This is a genomic window from Paenibacillus sp. J31TS4 (assembly GCF_018403265.1).
Lineage (GTDB): Bacteria > Bacillota > Bacilli > Paenibacillales > NBRC-103111 > J31TS4.
Genome location: NZ_BOSI01000003.1, coordinates 169,160 through 187,711, shown reverse-complemented (window position 1 = coordinate 187,711; position 18,552 = coordinate 169,160). Strand labels below are relative to the sequence as shown.

At 45.4% G+C, this 18,552-nt stretch carries 15 protein-coding genes; 13 read left to right on the top strand and 2 right to left on the bottom strand.

What is annotated here, in order from left to right:
- Positions 1-12: 12 nt before the first annotated feature.
- Both KJS47_RS15765 and KJS47_RS15760 read left to right on the top strand, forming a co-directional pair.
- Positions 13-732, top strand: coding sequence for a hypothetical protein (locus KJS47_RS15765; protein WP_213526025.1), 720 nt, complete (start codon positions 13-15; stop codon positions 730-732).
- 52 nt (positions 733-784) lie between these two features.
- Positions 785-1,831, top strand: coding sequence for a copper amine oxidase N-terminal domain-containing protein (locus KJS47_RS15760; protein ID WP_213526024.1), 1,047 nt, complete (start codon positions 785-787; stop codon positions 1,829-1,831).
- Between the two features lie 151 nt (positions 1,832-1,982).
- Here KJS47_RS15760 and KJS47_RS15755 read toward each other — a convergent pair whose 3' ends face one another.
- Both KJS47_RS15755 and KJS47_RS15750 read right to left on the bottom strand, forming a co-directional pair.
- A complete protein-coding gene (locus KJS47_RS15755; protein WP_213526023.1) occupies positions 1,983-3,587 on the bottom strand; it encodes an S-layer homology domain-containing protein in 1,605 nt (534 codons plus the stop codon).
- A 126-nt stretch (positions 3,588-3,713) separates the two neighbouring features.
- A complete protein-coding gene (locus KJS47_RS15750; RefSeq protein WP_213526022.1) occupies positions 3,714-6,191 on the bottom strand; it encodes an O-antigen ligase family protein in 2,478 nt (825 codons plus the stop codon).
- A 161-nt stretch (positions 6,192-6,352) separates the two neighbouring features.
- Between KJS47_RS15750 and KJS47_RS15745 the strand changes: the two genes are divergently transcribed.
- The 11 genes from KJS47_RS15745 to KJS47_RS15695 all read left to right on the top strand — a co-directional run bounded on the left by KJS47_RS15745 (position 6,353) and on the right by KJS47_RS15695 (position 18,547).
- A complete protein-coding gene (locus tag KJS47_RS15745) occupies positions 6,353-7,138 on the top strand; it encodes an ABC transporter permease (RefSeq protein ID WP_213526021.1) in 786 nt (261 codons plus the stop codon).
- Positions 7,128-8,357, top strand: coding sequence for an ABC transporter ATP-binding protein (locus KJS47_RS15740; protein ID WP_213526020.1), 1,230 nt, complete (start codon positions 7,128-7,130; stop codon positions 8,355-8,357). Before KJS47_RS15745 ends, KJS47_RS15740 begins: the two co-directional genes overlap by 11 nt.
- Positions 8,347-9,846: a class I SAM-dependent methyltransferase gene (locus tag KJS47_RS15735; RefSeq protein ID WP_213526019.1), complete on the top strand. Its 1,500-nt coding sequence runs from the start codon at positions 8,347-8,349 to the stop codon at positions 9,844-9,846. The genes KJS47_RS15740 and KJS47_RS15735 overlap by 11 nt, the downstream gene beginning before the upstream one ends.
- A gap of 24 nt (positions 9,847-9,870) precedes the next feature.
- The gene (locus KJS47_RS15730; RefSeq protein WP_213526018.1) at positions 9,871-12,180 is read left to right on the top strand and encodes a glycosyltransferase; all 2,310 of its coding nucleotides are present in this window, start codon (positions 9,871-9,873) and stop codon (positions 12,178-12,180) included.
- Entirely contained in the window at positions 12,173-13,204 is a 1,032-nt protein-coding gene (locus KJS47_RS15725; RefSeq protein WP_213526017.1) for a glycosyltransferase family 2 protein, read from the top strand. Before KJS47_RS15730 ends, KJS47_RS15725 begins: the two co-directional genes overlap by 8 nt.
- 257 nt (positions 13,205-13,461) lie before the next feature.
- Entirely contained in the window at positions 13,462-14,205 is a 744-nt protein-coding gene (locus KJS47_RS15720) for a sugar phosphate nucleotidyltransferase (protein ID WP_213526016.1), read from the top strand.
- Positions 14,206-14,222: 17 nt separating this feature from the next.
- Positions 14,223-14,768, top strand: coding sequence for a dTDP-4-dehydrorhamnose 3,5-epimerase (gene rfbC / locus KJS47_RS15715; RefSeq protein WP_213526015.1), 546 nt, complete (start codon positions 14,223-14,225; stop codon positions 14,766-14,768).
- A gap of 15 nt (positions 14,769-14,783) precedes the next feature.
- Positions 14,784-15,803, top strand: coding sequence for a dTDP-glucose 4,6-dehydratase (rfbB, locus tag KJS47_RS15710; RefSeq protein WP_213526014.1), 1,020 nt, complete (start codon positions 14,784-14,786; stop codon positions 15,801-15,803).
- A 1-nt stretch (position 15,804) separates the two neighbouring features.
- A complete protein-coding gene (gene rfbD / locus KJS47_RS15705) occupies positions 15,805-16,656 on the top strand; it encodes a dTDP-4-dehydrorhamnose reductase (RefSeq protein ID WP_213526013.1) in 852 nt (283 codons plus the stop codon).
- Positions 16,653-17,636: a glycosyltransferase family 2 protein gene (locus tag KJS47_RS15700; RefSeq protein ID WP_249716435.1), complete on the top strand. Its 984-nt coding sequence runs from the start codon at positions 16,653-16,655 to the stop codon at positions 17,634-17,636. The genes rfbD and KJS47_RS15700 overlap by 4 nt, the downstream gene beginning before the upstream one ends.
- Positions 17,637-17,680: 44 nt before the next feature.
- Positions 17,681-18,547: a glycosyltransferase family 2 protein gene (locus KJS47_RS15695; protein WP_213526012.1), complete on the top strand. Its 867-nt coding sequence runs from the start codon at positions 17,681-17,683 to the stop codon at positions 18,545-18,547.
- Positions 18,548-18,552 lie beyond the last annotated feature (5 nt).

Here is an 18,552-nt window from a genome sequence, read left to right as displayed (position 1 = left end):
GCTGAAATCAATATGCGCAAACGTAAAGGGTTTCCGAAGAAGCTCGTCTTGGGAATCGGGATCGCCTTGGTGGTCCTTCTGCTGGCCGGATATCTGGCCATGGATCTTGCGGTGAAGCAGGTACTGAAGGCAGTGGCGGGCGATATGCCAGCTCTGCCGTCGACAACCGCCTCTCCCACGGGCAAGGTGGCGGGCAAGGGAGCCGAAGCAGGGGTAGGAGGGCAGCCAGGCATCGAAGCAGGGGGCCAGCCGACACCAAAAGGGAATGCTGCGGGGGGAGCGGGTTCTCCTTCGGGGCAGCCGGCGGAAGTGGGCCAGCAAAAGGCTGAGGCGGGCAGTGGAAGCTCATCCGGCGTTCCGGGCTCCGCTTCTCCCGCGTCTCCTACTCCTGGCTCGTCAGCCCCTTCGTCTCCACCCGGCTCTTCTTCGAGCGGTTATGACGGAACCGTCTCGACGGATAAGGCGGCCAAGGCGCAGGAGCAGATTAGTTTGAAGGAGAAGACGATGATCACGTCCGTCTTCTTGAAGCGGTTAAGCTCGGAGGATATGAAGCTGTTCATGCAGCTGGCGGGCGATGGGCTGTCGCTGGAAGAGAAGAAGGCGGCCAAGAAGATCATCCTTCAAAAGCTGACCGAAGACGAATACGATCAGCTGATCCAGATTGCCGCCAAGCTAGGATTAAGCCAGGGCAAAAGCTATCAGGACAGCAAAAAGCAAATGGGAATCCAGTAGGATTGATAACCGGCAAGTTGGACGAACCAGATGGAAGGGTGAAGAGGGATCCATGAAAAGAAATAAGTTTGTGCTGCTTCTGTTGGGCGTGCTGCTCCTATGCGGCTCGGCGCTCCCGGCTTCCGCCAACCAAACGAGCGTTGGCGTGGATGTCTATTATGCTCCGCTTCAATACAACTTTGACGGAAAGAAGCTGCAGCCGGAAGCTGGACAAGAGGGCATGATTTACGAGGGAACGACCTATGTGCCTCTCCGGTTTGCGGCCTATGCTTTGAACAAGGCGGTTGGCTGGGATCAAGAGACGTATACCGTTACACTGAAAGCGCCGACGGTGCTGGAAAAGAAGCAAATCGAGGAGTATCTCGTGAACCGGCTGGTAAACGGGACTAAGCCGGCACCGGCTTGGGACATGGTCCCTACCGCGCTGCAGGTCTACTGGGAGCCCATTCAATACGTAGTGGACGGAGTAGACAAAACGGGTGTTGGAAAGAAGCTGGGCTTCCTCTACAACGACACCCTGTATGTTCCGATTCGGTTTCTCTCCGAGCTGCTTGGGATGACCATTGCCTGGGACCAGGAGACTTTCGCCATTCGCGCCACGTCGGCACAGCTGCCGAAGGACGAAACCAAGCCTGTCGAGACCCAACCGGGAGGCACCAAGCCAGGCGATTCCCAAACGGCTCCGTCCCCGACTCCGACACCGAGCAATCCGGGTGCTTCATCCGGACCGGCAGGGGGAGGCTCAAGCGGTGGAGGTTCTTCTTCCGCCGGCGAGGGCAGCAAGCCTTCCTATGATAGCCTAGTTGGCCAGACTCAAGCGAATCTCCAGGCTCTGCAGGGACGAGCGGAAGCGGAGTTTCACTCGCTCTTGAGCCAATTCCAGAGTGCGGACAGCGGCAAAGAAAAGCTCGGCCTCATGGCGCAAGGGCAAGCCATGCTTTCGTCCTATGATAGCCAAGTGGCCAGCCTCTGCAGCGAACTGGAAGGCAAGCTCCTTTCCAGCGGCTATGACCCTTCGGTCGTCGAAGAGATAAAGGCGGGCTACGAGCAGATCAAATCGCAGCAAATGCAGCAGGTTCTGAGTTCCTTGTCCCAATAAACATCCAGCATTTGAACGATCGGGTATTCTAAACAAAGCCTCCCATCGGGAGGCTTTTCTTCGTAAAGACCACCTTGAGGTGCTTCCCAGACCCACTCAAGCACAAATCAAAAAAGCCTGTATCCCGAAGGATACAGGCTTTTGGTCAACCTTAGTTGATGAACCCGGCGTTACCCAGGAAGCGAGCCAGCAGAGCGGACGCTTGAGCACGAGTTGCGTTGGCGCGAGGCACCAGCGTCGTGTCCGTTACGCCGTCAACCAGTCCGGACTTCACGGCAGCAGCCAGTTCTTTTTGGCCCCATACGATGGCGCCGGCGTCTGTGAACTTAGCCAGGTAGGATTGAACTTCCCCTGCGGAGACAGTCACTTCCTTGCCTGCAAAGTCCAGAGCGCGAACGACCATGGCAGCCAGCTCTTCACGCGCAATGGGGGCGTTCGGACGGAACGTGCCGTCCTCGTAACCGTCTACGATACCGGTTTGGGCTGCCGCGGAGACGATGCCCGCATACCATTGACCGGCCGTTACGTCAGTGAAGTAAGTGGTGTCGGATACCGCAGCTTTCAGGCCAAGAGCGCGAGTCAGCAGGGCGGCAAATTCCGCACGCGTTACGTTACGCTCCGGACCGAAGGTTCCATCTTCGTAGCCATCGACAACCAGCTTGCTAGCAAGCAGTTGGATGTAGGACTTGCCCCAGTGGTTGGCGATGTCCGTGAAGGAGACCGACGATTCCACTGCTACATAGATGCTGGCACCCGTGCTTTGCATCGTCACTTCTTTCGCATCGAATGTCGACGGAACGAAGGAGAACGACTTGTTGGACTCGTCATACAGAGCGCCCGTCGTAGTAGCCGGAGTGATGGTCGTGCCGTCGCTCAGGGTGATGGTGCGCTGTGCATAAGAAGTACCGAACGAAGTGATGGCTGTCGTTTGGCCGTTGGCTTCTGCCGATAATTTGAAGTTGATAGCGTTCGAACGCAGGGTCTTGCCTTGTGCTTTCGCAGCATCCTGCAGAGCAACCAGACCGTCGCCGGTTACTTTCTTCAGCTCAACGCGGATCCACAGATCCTTGAGCTCGACGCCCATGGATTTCGCAAGCTCTTCCAGCTTGAGAGCTTTCAGAGGAAGCGTGAAGGAGGCGTCGTCGTTGTACACCTTCAGCGTTTCGCCATTCAGCAGCGCGGAAGCCGGCAGAAGAACGAAGTCGCTGACGATCTTGAGCTGAGCGTTAACGTTCGACTTCAGCAGGTCGGCGAGCTTTGTAGCGTCAGCCTTGCCGTTGGAGTCGATAATGTCGGTGGAGATACCACCACCGCCACCGCTTCCACCAGGGCCACCCGGGGTATCCGCTCTGTAGACAGAGCCGAGGACCGTGTCTTGGTAACGCAGTTCGATCCAGCTATAAGTGCTATCGAGTACTTTGGATACATTGTAGTAATACTTGTCGTTCAGGTAAGTGGCATATGTAGCACTTAAGGCGGATACCTTTTTGCCGTCATAGTAGACGTCCAGGGAAACCGGCTTGCCAGTGCCGTAAACATCTTTGCCTACGTCACCGTCAAAGTAAACTTGTCCCGTAACGGACTTGCCGTCAGTATCGAGCTTCAGGCCAGCCAGGCCAGAGCCGAGCGCTATGACTGGTGTCAGCATAGCGATGATCATCATGGCAGCCAGAATACCGGACATTTTTTTGAAAAATGTCTTGTTCAAGGCTAAATCTCTCCCTCTATTCTTTTGTTTTTGATGGTCTTGGTTCATTTTGTCAATTTCACCTCCTTTCCATGCCGGATGTGATAGAACAAAAATAGCACCTTTAATAGAAAACCATACAAATTATAGCAAGTCTCGTTGAAAAATGGTAGGTGTTTGTATATTTGTAAGAATTCAGGAACCGAGGGCAACGATTTTTTGCACTTCGGCAGGCTCCGTGCTGCTCTTAGCCGTTAATTTGCTCAGCCATGCCTGATCCGATTTGCCTTGCTTCTGGATGGAAGCCAAATACCATCTGGCAATTTGCAGATTCGTCGGATCGTCTAGATTGTCGTTAAGCTTAGAGGCCAGGGTGCTTGAGGCACTGGCGTAGTCACCCTTCAGGAAGGAGATTTGCCCCATAGCCAGCGTCATCGCGTTCGTTACCTGAAAGTCGCGTCCTTGCAGCTGCCCTTCCGGCAGATCAAGAAGCTCCTGCTGTTTGGTTACGACCGTTTGATAGAGTTCCTCGGCCTGCTTCCAATAGGCAGTGGCAGCCTGGGCATTTTTTTCCATCCTAGCAGTATTACCCAGCTCAAATAGAACTTGAATCTGCTTTTCATAAAGTTCAATGCTCCAGGGATAATTTTCTATCCCTTTAGTAAGGACGCTTGAAGCACCCGAAAGGTTGCGGGTTTGCAGAAAATCATTTAGCTCGGCGTAGAAGACGTCCTTGTTGTAAGGCTCCCGCTCTTTAAGTTCGGCCATTACGGCGTTTGCCTCGTTCCGGAGCGTTTCGTCCTTAAGCTGCTGGTAGACCTGATTCAGAACATTGTGCTTCAGCAGCAAGTAATCCGGGTGCGCCTGCTTGGCGATGGCCTGATCGGCCGTTTCAAGCACGCTTTGATACGGCTTGCCCTGCTGGGCTTCTGCCACGGCGACATTATACAAAGTGTTTCCGGAAAGCAAGCGAATCGAGAAAATAAGGAAGACCAAGCCGAGAATGCTGAGAACACCCGGATAGCCCCACTTCAGCAGAGACTGGGTTTTCGGAGCAGCGGCCGCTTTCCACTTCAGCTCCGGCGTAATAGCCGATGCCAATCCTCCCAGAGACAGGAAGAGCAGGATCGACAGATAGGCATAGCTTAAGTTAAAGTCAATCGTACTGTGAATGAGTAGGGTGACGACGAGCAGGAAATAGAAAAACCGGGAATCTCTCTCCTCCTCGTCACCCCTGATATACTGGCGAATATAGCCGATGAGGAGCAGAATCAGGAAGCCAAAGAGCAGGAGGAAGCCTATCAGCCCGACTTCGTTTAAATTTTGCAAGAAGTAATTGTGTGCCTGCCGGCTAGTGTATGGGTTGTTCTGGTATTTCTCGTAGAGAGCTGCCCACGCGCCTCCACCCGCGCCGAGAACCGGATAGTCCTCGAATAGCTTGAAGGAGTCCTTATAGAAGGTGACGCGTTCCAGGACGCTATGCTGCTGGAAGTTAATATTCTCAATCCGGGTACGGACATTGTCGGGAAGCAGCTTGGAGAGAAAAGTATCCCCAAACAGAAGGAATACGCCTATCGTACCGACCAGGATTGCCGCAACCGGTAAGATGGCGGAAGCAAACCGGCTGCGAATCCGGGGTTCGAGCTTGTTCTGCAGCCAAGGAGCAATATACCGCTCCGTCACCGTCACCAGGGCAGCTGTAGTCAGGGAAGCTGCCAGCAGCAAGCCCCAGCCTTTGGCGGACAAGGCAGAGTCGGCTTGCTTTTGGAGCTCCGCGCCATAAGAGGTGAGCTTGCTTAGAATAGCCAGCGTCGCAGCAGATCCGAGCACCAGATGAATCAGTGTCGTAATTTGTCGCTTCAACGAATAGAAGAAGAGAAGCAGAAGCAGCACCACGGGAAGGACCACCAGTCCTCCGCGGGAGAGCGTAAGGAAGAACGACAGCAGAATAGGCACGAGCATACTGGCATGCAAGGCTTTGCCGTACCATGTCCGGGAGCGCTGGATAAAGAAGAGCGAACCGAACAACAGAACAAGCAGGAATGCGGAATAGGTGTTGGCATACTGGAACACCGAGGTCAGCCGCAGGCCGTTGGAGTCGGACATAATCGCATGCTTATAGACGGGTTCCCCATTCAGATCGGTAAAGAGGCTGGCCATAAAATTGGCGGCCGACGTGTTGCCCAGCCAGTACAGCAGGCCGAACAGAACGATGCCGTATCCGCTGATCAGGACAATCTGTTGGAGGATTCGGTTCCCTCTCTGGTCCTGTGTCAGGTAGAAGCCGATCAGAAAGAGAGTAGCGAACATGACATAAAAAAAGACCATATTGGTTGCCGAGTATGTAGAAGCCGCCTGGGTCAAGGAGAGCAAGTAGCTCAAGGGAATGAGCCAGATCAGGAACGGAAAGACATCCCGTTTCTCCCGAAACTTATAGTGGTAGAATAGGTAAAAGGATAAGAGCAGGAGCAGGATGGAGGCCCAGATCAAGGAACTAAAAAGTGGGCGATCGAACGAATTGCTATAACCGTTAAAGAGGGCTCGCTGAAATGGGGCCCAGCAAAGAAAAACGCCGGTGATGCCGATGATTAGCCAGAATAGAACGGAATGCGAAGCTTGAGGGGCCTGCTTGGCTCTATCCCGAGCGTACTGCCCCTTCGGTGCTTTGTTCATAATTAACCATACTCCCTCATTTGACAGAATCGACCATATTCTATCATAGTTAGAGGGAGGAGGGAAACGAAGAGGTTGATTGAACGTGACTATTGGGTAGGGAAAAGGATTCATAAAATAGATATTTAACAAAGTCTTTACTTACAAGGGGAAATACTTTAATGAGGAATATTTGGAAGCATAGCGAACTAATAAAACAACTTGCGTTCAGAGACATAGCAACTAGATATAAAGGTTCATACTTAGGTGTACTATGGTCAGTGATAATTCCTTTTCTAATGCTGACCATTTACACCTTCGTTTTCAGTGTAGTATTTAATGCAAGATGGAACTCTGGAAGTACGAATAAAATAGAATTCGCATTGATTATTTTCAGCGGAATGATAGTTTATAATCTATTTTCAGAAGTAGCTAATCGCTCCCCAGGCTTAGTCGTTGGGAATGTTAATTATGTAAAAAAAGTTGTTTTCCCACTACATATACTCCCAGTCTCAGTGGTTCTTTCTACGATTATTAATATGTTGATTAGTGTAGCCATTTTAATCATAGGATTGTTAATCTTCGGGTTTGGATTACACTGGACAGCTTTGCTTTTTCCACTTGTGTTGTTACCATTAATTCTTTTCGTGCTAGGTCTATCGTGGATTTTGTCTTCACTTGGTGTTTACTTAAGAGATATTGGACATGTAGTAGGAGTGTTGACCAGCGCATTGATGTTTCTAAGTCCTATTTTTTACCCAGTCTCATCCATCCCCAATGAATTCCAATTTTTTTACAAGATTAATCCTATTAGCTATGTGGTTGAAGATACGAGGCAAATACTAATTTGGGGAAACCTACCGAATTATCAATGGATTGCAATCGGTACTTGCCTGGGACTTTTATTTTCATTTATCGGATACAAATGCTTTGAAAAAACGCGGAGGGGTTTCGCAGATGTCTTATAATAATGAATTTTCAATATCAATAGAAAATGTGAGTAAGTGTTATAAAATTTATAATAGACCACAAGATAGGTTAAAACAGGGTGTTTTTCCGAAAAGAAAATATTATCAAGAATTTTGGGCTTTGAAAGATGTGTCTTTTAAAGTGAAGAAAGGCGAAACAATTGGCATAATCGGAAGAAATGGTTCCGGAAAAAGTACAGTTCTTCAAATAATTACAAACACTTTGGAAGCGACAGAGGGAAATGTCAACATTAATGGAAGGATAGCTGCTTTGCTGGAACTTGGGAGCGGATTTAATCCAGAGTTCACTGGGAGAGAGAACGTCTATATGAACGGAGCGATTATGGGGCTATCTAAAAGAGAAATAGAAGATAGAATGGGCCAGATTGAAGAATTTGCCGACATAGGGATGTTTATCGACCAACCAGTAAAAGTTTACTCCTCAGGCATGTATGTTAGGTTGGCCTTTGCTTGTGCAATTAATGTCGATCCCGATATTCTTATCGTAGACGAAGCACTTGCCGTGGGGGATATGCAGTTTCAATTAAAATGTATTAATAGAATGAAGGAATTTAAAGAACAAGGCAAGACAATTTTGTTTGTAAGCCACGATACTTATTCAATAAGGAATTTCTGCGACCAAGTCATATGGATGATGGATGGAGAAGTGCATTTAAGAGGAGAAGTGAATCAAGTAACGCGTTTATATGAAGACTATATGAAGAGTGAAAAGGACATAGTAACAACGTTCGAACAACCGGTAAATGTGCCTGATGAACAAGTATTGACTATAGATTCTGTATCTACTGTAAATGCTGATCTTAGCTATAGAGACAACTTTCGGATGAGAGAAGATATATTAATTATGGTGGATTACACTCTTCACAAGAAAATGGAAGGTATTGTCGGAGGAGTGGCTATTTTTAATAATGAAAACATAAGTATTTGTGGCTTAAATACGAAACTGGATGCGTACCCTCTCCCCAATCACCCAGGTAAATACACATTGAGCATATCTTATGATGATTGTAACCTTCTCCCTGGTACATATTTTATAGATGTTGGTTTCTTTGAGAGTTCTGGTTTAGTAAGGTTAGATTACAAGGCGCGTATCGCGTCCTTTAGGATAAGTTCATCTGACTATATTGCAGAAGGTGTAGCATACCTTAAACATAAATGGACCTGTACGAATAGAGGTGCCGTAACGAATGAAATATAATATTAACCTAGATCTGTCTGTCATAAATTCACAGACAATAATACTTAAAGAGATCCAACCTAATTCAAAGGTGCTGGAATTTGGTCCGTCAACAGGCTACATGACGCGGTACATGAAACAACAGTTAAATTGCGATGTCACTTGCATAGAAATAGATCCGAAGTCTGCGATGTTAACAAAGGAATACTGTAATCAGATGATAGTTGGTGACGTAGATGAAATGAATTGGGTTAATGAACTCAATGAAAAGAAGTTTGATTATATAATTTTTGCGGATGTTCTCGAACATTTAAAAAATCCTTGGAAGGTATTAAAGGAATCTGCCCAATTACTAGAAAGTAAGGGGGTTGTTGTAACATCTATACCGAATATTACTCATAATGCGATCATTATGGAAATTATAAAAGGAGAATTTAACTATCAGCATACGGGACTTCTTGATAATACCCACTTAAGATTCTTTGGTAAAAAGAATATACGTGAATTGTTAATTAATGCAGGGTTGGCTCCAATTAAATGGTATACAACAATGCTTAGACCGGAAAACACAGAATTTAAACAAGATATCGAATCACTTCCTAAGGAGATTTACAATTATTTAAATAATAGAGAGGAGGGTAATGTATATCAATTCATAACTGTATCAATGAAGGCGAATGAGGTTGAAAAAGAAGTTGGTACTTTTATTGAGAAGAATGGTGAAGCAAAATTTTATATGGATGAAGAATATCTCCAAGTATTTTGGGGAGAAGACAAACAATATAGAGAAGAAAACTCGGTAAAGAAGACTTTAATTATAGATGGGAATTCAAATACATATGAATTAATGTTGCCTAAAGAGGCAAAAGGATATTTAAGAATAGATCCGGCAATTATCCCCTTATACGGGGAAATTGATTCCATATGTATAACCGAAGGAGATGAATATCCGAAGGTACTGGCTGAATGGTCAACGGCAAATAATTTCAATGGTTTAATAGGTTTAAATGACATAATAAGAATTAGCAGCAATAATGACAGATATTCATTTTTTAGTACTGGGTTAGATCCGCAGATTATTATTAACAACTATTATTTAGACGGAAAATCGGAAAAGAAAATCGTTATTACATGTCTATTCCAAAAGAATCAATCAAAAGTATTTAACCTCATTAGTGAGACTGTGAAAAAGCTTTTTTGTGAGATGAAGCAATGGAAGGACAGCAATTTATCGTTACAAGAGGAACTCAAAAAAATAAAGCTAGTAGCCAAAGACTTGTCGAACAAAATTGAGGAATTGAATAAGAAAAATGAAATTAAACAGATTAAACTGGATGTAAGCTTGCAAAATGAAGAAAAATTAATCAAGGATATAGATTTGTATACTAAAAAAATTCACACACTTGAGACAGGAATAGATACATTAAGTAATGAGATATCAAAAATGAAACAAACAAGGTCCTGGAAATATACCTATTTCCTAAGATGGCTATCGAACAAATTTAAATGAACTATTCAGAGTGGAGAATTCATAATGAATAAATTGATAGATATAATAATACCTGTTTATAACGCTATTGATGAGCTTATCCTTTGTATAAATTCTATAATCAATAAGACAGAAAAAAATACGTACAGAATAATTGCAATTAATGATTGTAGTCCCGATCCCCGAGTGGCTGACTATTTAAATACCTTGGAAGGGCACGATTCGATAGTTATCCTGGATAATAAGGTTAATTTGGGTTTTGTTGGTACAGTAAATAGGGGAATGAAATACTCGGATAATGATGTTGTTCTATTAAATAGTGATACAGAAGTAACTAGCGGATGGCTTTCTAAACTTGAGAGGGCAGCTTATCAAAACAGTTCGGTAGGTACTGTGACTCCTTTGACCAATAATGGAACGATCTGCTCAGTGCCTGTGTTTTTAGAAGATAACGAAATTCCCGAAGGATATAACGCTGATTCGTTCGCTAACTTCATTGAAAAGATTTCTTTGCGTAGATTTCCAGAAATACCAACAGCTGTTGGTTTTTGCATGTTTATTAAAAGAGCGGTAATTAAAGAAATAGGATACTTTGATGAAGAAACATTTGGGAAAGGATATGCAGAAGAAAATGATTTCTGCTGTCGTGTTATTGAAAGTGGATATATAAATATTATTGCAGATGATACATTCGTTTTTCACAAAGGTTCCATGTCCTTTCAGGGGGATAAATTAAAGTTATTAAACAAAAATATAGCTACTTTAAATAGGAGATATCCGTACTACGAAAAAAAAGTACACGATTTTATAGTTAATAATACGTTGAAAGATATTCATGATAATATTAATGCTTGGCTAAATATTGATAAGGAAACAAGGAAGTCTGATAAGAACATATTATTTATTCTTCATAACTTTTTTGATGAAAAATATAATCATCCTATAGGCGGTACCGAATATCATGTGAAAGATCTGGTTGAAGGTCTTGGAGAATTTAATTCCTATGTATTAGTCTCGAGTGGGAAAGAACTTGTGCTAAAGCACTTTATAACTAACCAATTGATAGAAAAGTATAGATTTCCTTTAAAGAATGAACTGTCCCTCACTCACTTTCATCATCAAGAATACTCCGAAATAGTTGAAAAGATTCTTATTACATTTGGGATTAATTTAGTTCATATACATCATTTGATTAAACATTCCTTCGATATTCCATATATCTCAAAAAAACACGACATTAAAGTAATTTATACATTGCATGATTACTACCTGCTTTGTCCAAAAGTTAATCTGATGGACCATAACAATGAGTATTGTAAAGATAAAAGAAGTGAAGAGAAGTGTAGAGAGTGCATGTTCCATACGCATGGTTTTCATACGCCATTCCTTTCAAAATGGAAACTTAAAGTTGAGGAAATGCTCGAATATGTCGATTTGTTCATTACTCCTTCAAATTACTCCAAAAATATTTTTGAAGAGGAGTACCCTCAGATACGGGGGCGTATTAAGGCGATACCACATGGGATTGATGTCTCCCAGAACAACAATTCTTTTATAAATAACCGGCGAGAGGATAATAAACCTTTATCTGTGGGTTTCTTAGGTGGGTTATCATCCAATAAAGGAAGCGAGATAATTCACAAGTTGATACTTAATTATCCGAAAAATAAAGCGGAATGGCACCTGATCGGTGCTTTAGGTGACCAAAGACTCAACTTAATCAACCAAGATAATGTCAGCATTCATGGGAACTATAATAGACAGGATATCGATAACATTCTCGGTTCGCTTGATTTAGATCTGATATGTTTACTATCCCCGTGGCCAGAGACCTTTTCCTATACACTATCCGAAGCGTGGCGTTGCAATATCCCGGTACTTGTAACTCCAATGGGAGCTTTGAAAGAAAGGGTACTACTAACCCAGGGGGGATGGATATCTGATTCAGTAAAAGTTGAAGATATTGCGAAAATGTTAGACTTTATATATAAAAATAGAGGGGATATAACTTCGAAAAGAAATAATATACTTGCTAATAAAGTAGAGACGATTCATGAAATGCAACGCAAATATCTACAGATTTATGCCGACAATATTGTTTTACAAAAGGGAGGAGGTGAGGGATTATCTCGTCAAGAATTATTGGCTTCCTTGCGATACTTCCAACCTGATGTTGTAAACGGGCAACATGATTATGAAATCGACCAACTAAAGAGCGAACTGTATGCAATACATTCAACTATAGGGTGGAAAGTGCTAAATAGATTGAGAACTAGAAACAAAACAGCTCTACGAATAGGCAAAAAGCTCATTTATTTAGTTTTAAAATACAGGAAGCGATACAAAAATGTCTGATATTAAAATAGATATATTGCTTGCCACATACAATGGTAGTAAGTATATTGTTGAATTAATTGAGAGTATATTATCTCAATCGTATGCAAATTATAAATTAATCATTTGTGATGATGCTTCAACAGACGGGACTTATGATTTGCTTACACGTTATGCAATTCAAGATGATAGAATTGAGCTTCATAAAAACAACGTTAATTTGGGTGTGGTCCGCAACTTTGAGAAATTGATGAAGTTATCTGATGCCAAGTATTTTATGTTGTGTGATCAGGATGATGTATGGCATAAGGATAAGGTGTTAAAGTCCCTGGAGCAAATTGTTGCCACTAATTCTTTGCTTGTCTACACTGATTTGAAGATTATTACATCTAGAGAGGAGAGTATATCTTATTGGAAGAGGGAGGGGATTAAGCCATTAAGCGGAAGCCCCTTTAAAACTCTTTTAGTACAAAACGTTATTACTGGTTGTACAATAATCGCTGATAAGAGAATTATTAATTTTGCTATCCCCATACCGAGCAAGTTTTGTTTGCACGACCAATGGTTGGGAATAGTTGCTTCAGTCTATGGCTCTATTTCTTACCTGGAAGAAACTTTAATAGATTATAGGCAACATGAAGGTAATGTTATCGGATCTAAAGGCTATTACAAAGTTATTAATACGGAAGCGGGTAAGCAAACTTCTTATTCAGAATATTTACTAGACAGGAAAACATTTATCGACAATCAGTATAATTTCTATAAATACTGTATTGATAGATTTTCTGAAAATCCTCCGAAAAACAAAAGTATTATAAAACAACTTCAACAATTATTAGAATTGTTTGAGACATTTAGGACGAAAAGCAATATTTTCGTTCGATTGAAGAATGGGCTTAAACTTAAAAGGTTGTTTCCTAGTCAAGGCGCGACAAGAAATGTTTATTGGGTTTGTTATTTTGTTTTCCCTATATTTGTGTTTGTCCCAATTAAGATTTCAAAATTTATAATTTATTCTCTAAAAAAACTGAATATTTACATATAGCAGATGAATCGGGCGGGGCTTATTCTGTTCATATGATTGTATGCCCGAGTCAGATGTTTATCATGTTTCATTTAAACTTAATACTGCTGGGTCTATGAAATTATCAATTTATTCATTTTGTTTCTGTCCCTATCTTTTCTATGAGTTATAGCGAGAATATATCGGATGGTTGGGGTTTAAAAGCAAACAAAGGGAGTAGAAAAGAGTCTTCCAAGAACGGATAATAAACAATTTTCTTATTAAGACGGAGGGAAATCATGAAGGGAATCATACTTGCGGGTGGCACAGGTACGCGACTGTATCCTCTTACCAAAATTACAAACAAGCATCTCTTGCCGGTTGGAAAGTATCCGATGATCTTCCACGCTATACATAAATTAAAGGAAGCAGCTGTTCAAGATATTCTCATTGTGACAGGCAAAGATCACATGGGAGACGTAGTGAATCTACTGGGCAGCGGAAAAGAATTTGACCTATCCTTTACCTATAAAGTACAAGACGAGGCGGGGGGCATCGCCCAGGCGCTGGGACTTGCTCAGCAGTTTGTAGGAAACGACCAAATGGTTGTTGTGCTAGGGGACAATGTATTCTCCGATACGATTGCCCCGTATGTCGACAATTTCCGCAAGCAAGGAACAGGGGCTAAAATCCTTGTTCAACAGGTTCATGATCCCCAGCGGTACGGCGTACCCGAGATGGATGAAGATAAGATTATTTCTATTGAAGAGAAGCCTTCCGCCCCCAAAAGCAATTACGCTGTCACTGGTATATACATGTACGATGCAAACGTGTTTGAAATTGTGAAAACGTTGAAGCCCTCCGGCCGAGGAGAGCTAGAGATCACGGACGTTAACAACGCCTATATCGCTCGCAATGAGCTTACCTATGATATTCTCAACGGCTGGTGGACGGATGCCGGAACCCACGCCTCTTTGGCTTATGCTAATGAGTTGGCGCGGGATATTGTGTTCGGTGAGGAATTTGGAAAGTTAAAACTGTAGAAGCAAGAGGAGGACCCATGAAAAAGATAGAAACAAAGCTCAGTGGAGCCTATATTCTTGAACCGGCTGTCCACGGAGACAACCGCGGCTTTTTTATGGAAAGCTATAATGAAAGCACCTTTAAAGATCTTGGTTTCTCCTATAAGTTCGTACAGGATAATCATTCGCTGTCTGCCGAGGCTGGGGTCATTCGGGGCTTGCACTACCAGTTGAATCCACATGCTCAGACCAAATTGGTTCGTGTCGTTGCCGGTGCTATCTACGATGTCATTGTCGATATTCGCAAAGACTCACCAACCTTCGGTCAATGGATCGGCGTTATCCTCAGTGCAAGCAACAAACGGCAATTGTTGGTCCCGCATGGCTTCGCACACGGCTTTTGTACGATCGTCCCCAACACCGAGGTCGTTTACAAAGTGGACGCCCTCTATTCCCCAGAATGCGATCGCGGCATTCTGTGGAATGATCCTGCGCTTGCCATTGATTGGCCGACGACCGAACCGATTCTATCGGAAAAGGATAGGAAGCATCCTGTATTGAGCGAAGCGGACACAAACTTTTAGACAGGAGGACCCAGCATGAGAGTACTGGTGACCGGAGGAGCCGGGTTTATCGGCAGCAATTTTGTTCATTACCTCCTCAAAACCTATCCGACCTATGAAATCGTGAACCTGGACGCCTTGACCTACGCCGGCAATCTCGAAAATTTGCAAGGCTTAGAAGGGCGGAAAGGCTACGAATTCGTGAAAGGCGATATTGCGGATGCTACGTTGATCGAACAGATCTTCCAAAAGGGAGTGGACGTGGTTGTCAATTTTGCGGCGGAATCCCATGTAGACCGAAGCATCTCTGACCCAGGCATATTCGTTCATACCAATGTGGTGGGGACGCAGGTGCTTCTGGAAGCGGCTCGCCGTTATCAGGTGACTAGGTTCGTTCAAGTTTCAACGGATGAAGTATATGGAACTTTGGGGGAGACAGGACTGTTCACGGAAGAGACGCCGCTTGCTCCGAATAGTCCTTACTCGGCCAGCAAAGCCGGCGGGGATCTGCTTGTTCGCTCCTATCACGAAACCTACGGTCTGCCGGTGAACATAACGCGCTGCTCCAATAATTACGGGCCGTACCAGTTTCCCGAGAAGCTGATTCCGCTTATGATCTCCCGAGCGTTGGCCGACCAGGCTCTGCCCGTCTATGGCGACGGATTGAATGTCCGGGATTGGCTGTATGTAGAGGATCACTGCAGCGCGATTGATCTCGTTATGCATAAGGGTGAAGACGGAGAGGTTTACAACATAGGCGGCAATAACGAGCGAACGAACATTGCCATCGTCAAGACGATTTTGCAAGCGCTGGGTAAGCCGGAATCTCTGATCACCTATGTGCAGGATCGGTTGGGCCATGATCGGCGCTACGGAATCGACGCCACCAAGATCCGTACCCGCCTTGCCTGGCAGCCGAAGTACCCGTTTGAGGCTGGAATCCCGGCAACCATAGAGTGGTACCTTCAAAATGAAGACTGGTGGAAACGAATTCTTTCGGGCGAATACCAGGAATATTATGCGAAGCAGTACGGCGCTCTTGCCAAAGGAGAGTAGCATGAAACTTATCGTAACCGGAGCAAACGGGCAATTGGGTCGGGACTTGGTCCGGACCCTAGGCGAACGTCATGAGGTTCATGGGTTCGGTAGGCAGGAACTCGATATTACCTCCCCTGAAGCGTGCAGGCGTGTGCTGGAGGAAATTCGGCCGGATGTCATCCTTCATGCCGCAGCCTACACTGCAGTGGATAGGGCGGAGACGGAGGAAGAGGAGGCCTATCGGGTCAATGCGGATGGCTCTCGCAATTTGGCTGTGGCCACCGAGCGTATAGGGGCCAAGCTATGCTTTATCAGCACGGATTACGTATTTGATGGAGGGTCCTCAACGCCTTACCGGGAATACGACAACACCAATCCTCAAGGGGTATACGGGAAATCGAAGCGGGCGGGGGAACAACTGGTCCAGACTCTGTGCTCCAAGTATTTTATCGTACGAACCTCTTGGGTTTTTGGCGTGCACGGGGCAAATTTCGTGAAAACGATGCTGAAGCTGGGGCCGGAGAAAGGAACGCTTAAGGTTGTCTCCGACCAAATTGGATCGCCGACGTATACGGTGGATCTATGTTTGTTTCTGGAGCAACTGGTGGCCACCGAGCGATACGGTATCTACCATGCTTCCAATACCGGAGTATGCTCCTGGTATGAGTTTGCGAGCACGATTTTTGAGGAAGCAGGGCTGTCTGTAGACGTACATCCATGCACAACTGAGGAGTTCCCTCGGCCGGCCAAGCGGCCGCCCTTTTCCGTGATGGAACACTTGGCTATCCGGTCAAATGGACTTCAGGATTTGCGGCCGTGGCGGGAAGCGCTGCGGGACTTTCTAAGAGAGCTAGGGACCGCGTCACCATGAGCAGGGTCAAAAATGGGGATCGCGCCAGCATAAACACGGTAAGTGTCCATATCGTAACCTATAACAGTGCTGTGGATATCGAGGCCTGTCTGGAGGCCGTTCTAGGCCAGACGTATCCGCTCCATGAGATAGTAGTCGTGGATAATGCTTCTCAAGACGAGACGGGAACGATTCTTCAGCGCTACTCCGACCAAGTCCGCATCCAATGGAATGCGGAGAACACCGGCTTTGCCCCCGCGCATAATCAGGCGATTCGTTCCTGCTCGAGTAAGTACTTTCTTGTTCTTAATCCGGATGTGGTTCTTCATCCGGATTATGTTCGTTGCTTGATAGAAGCGTTGAAAGAGAGTGGACCGCGGATCGGAAGCGCAACCGGCAAGCTGCTCGCTAGGGAGAATCCTAAGCTGATCGACAGCACCGGGCTGGTTATGAAGAAAGCCCGAAGGGCATTCGATCGAGGCGCGGGAACGCAAGAGGAGCAATGGGCCAAGCAGGAAGAGGTGTTCGGCGTTTCCGGCGCGGCTGCGTTATATGCCACCAACATGGCTAGACAGATCAGCGTGGAAGGGGAGTTTTTTGACGAACAGTTCTTTGCCTACAAGGAGGATGTGGACGTAGCTTGGCGGGCCAGGTTATTCGGCTGGAGCGCTCTCTATTGTCCGAATGCGATCGCCTACCATGAACGGGGCTGGAAGTCAGGGACGCGCGCCAAGCAATCGCTGAGAGTGCGGCGCTTTTCTTACATCAACCGGTATCGGATGATTTATAAAAATGATCAATGGCGCTATATCCTACGTCATCTTCCGTCCTTGCTACTCTATGAGCTGCTCAGCTTCCCGTATTTTTTGCTTCGAGAACCACAAGTTCTCTCCGGGTGGAGTGACTTCTGGAGAGATCTCCGCACGCTTAAAAAGAAACGCTCCTTTATCCAAAATCAAAAGAGCAAGGATTGGGCGGAGGTTTATACGTTCTTTCAATAGGCATACCATATTCATCCATGTTATAATACATTTGGTGATCTTTCGTGGACTTAAGTATTGTGATCCTCAATTATAATACCCGTGAATTAACGAAGAGAGCGATTCAATCGGTCTATGAATCTCGTACGTCTTTTTCCCTAGAGATTATTCTTATAGACAATCATTCAACAGATGGTTCGGTAGATTGTTTGCGAGAGGCGTTCCCGGATATTCATCTGATAGAGAACAAGGAGAACGTAGGGTTTTCACGTGCCAACAATCAGGGAATCCGTGTAGCTCGCGGCCGCTATGTGCTGCTGCTCAATTCCGATACTATCTTGGAAGAAGACACGCTTGAGACGATGCTTACCTTCATGGAGGCCCATCCTGACGTCGGTGTCAGCGGATGCAAAATTGTGCTCCCCGATGGAACGCTGGACAAGGCCTGCAAGAGGGGATTCCCGACGCCTTCCGCGTCTTTTTACTATGCGTTCGGCATTGCGAAGCTTTTCCCGGACAATCCGCGTTTCAACCAGTACCAGCTAGGGTACCTGGACGAAGACGAGGAGTATGAGGTCGACTGCCTGGTCGGTGCGTTCATGCTGCTCCGCAGGGAAGTGCTGGACGAGGTGGGACTGCTGGATGAGACCTTTTTTATGTATGGAGAAGACATCGACTGGTGCTACCGGATCAAGCAGGCCGGTTGGCGGGTCTACTATTACCCGAGAACCCGGATCACCCATTACAAAGGGGCTAGCAGCCGCCGAAAGCCGTTCAAGATTGTGTATGAATTTCACAGAGCCATGTACCTGTTTCATCATAAACACTATAGAAAAAAATATAATTTTCTTATCAATGCGCTGGTTTACAGCGGTATCGGCGTCAAATTGACCGCCGCCGTCATCAAGAACCGGCTCAGACAAGTGAGGTGAGGAGC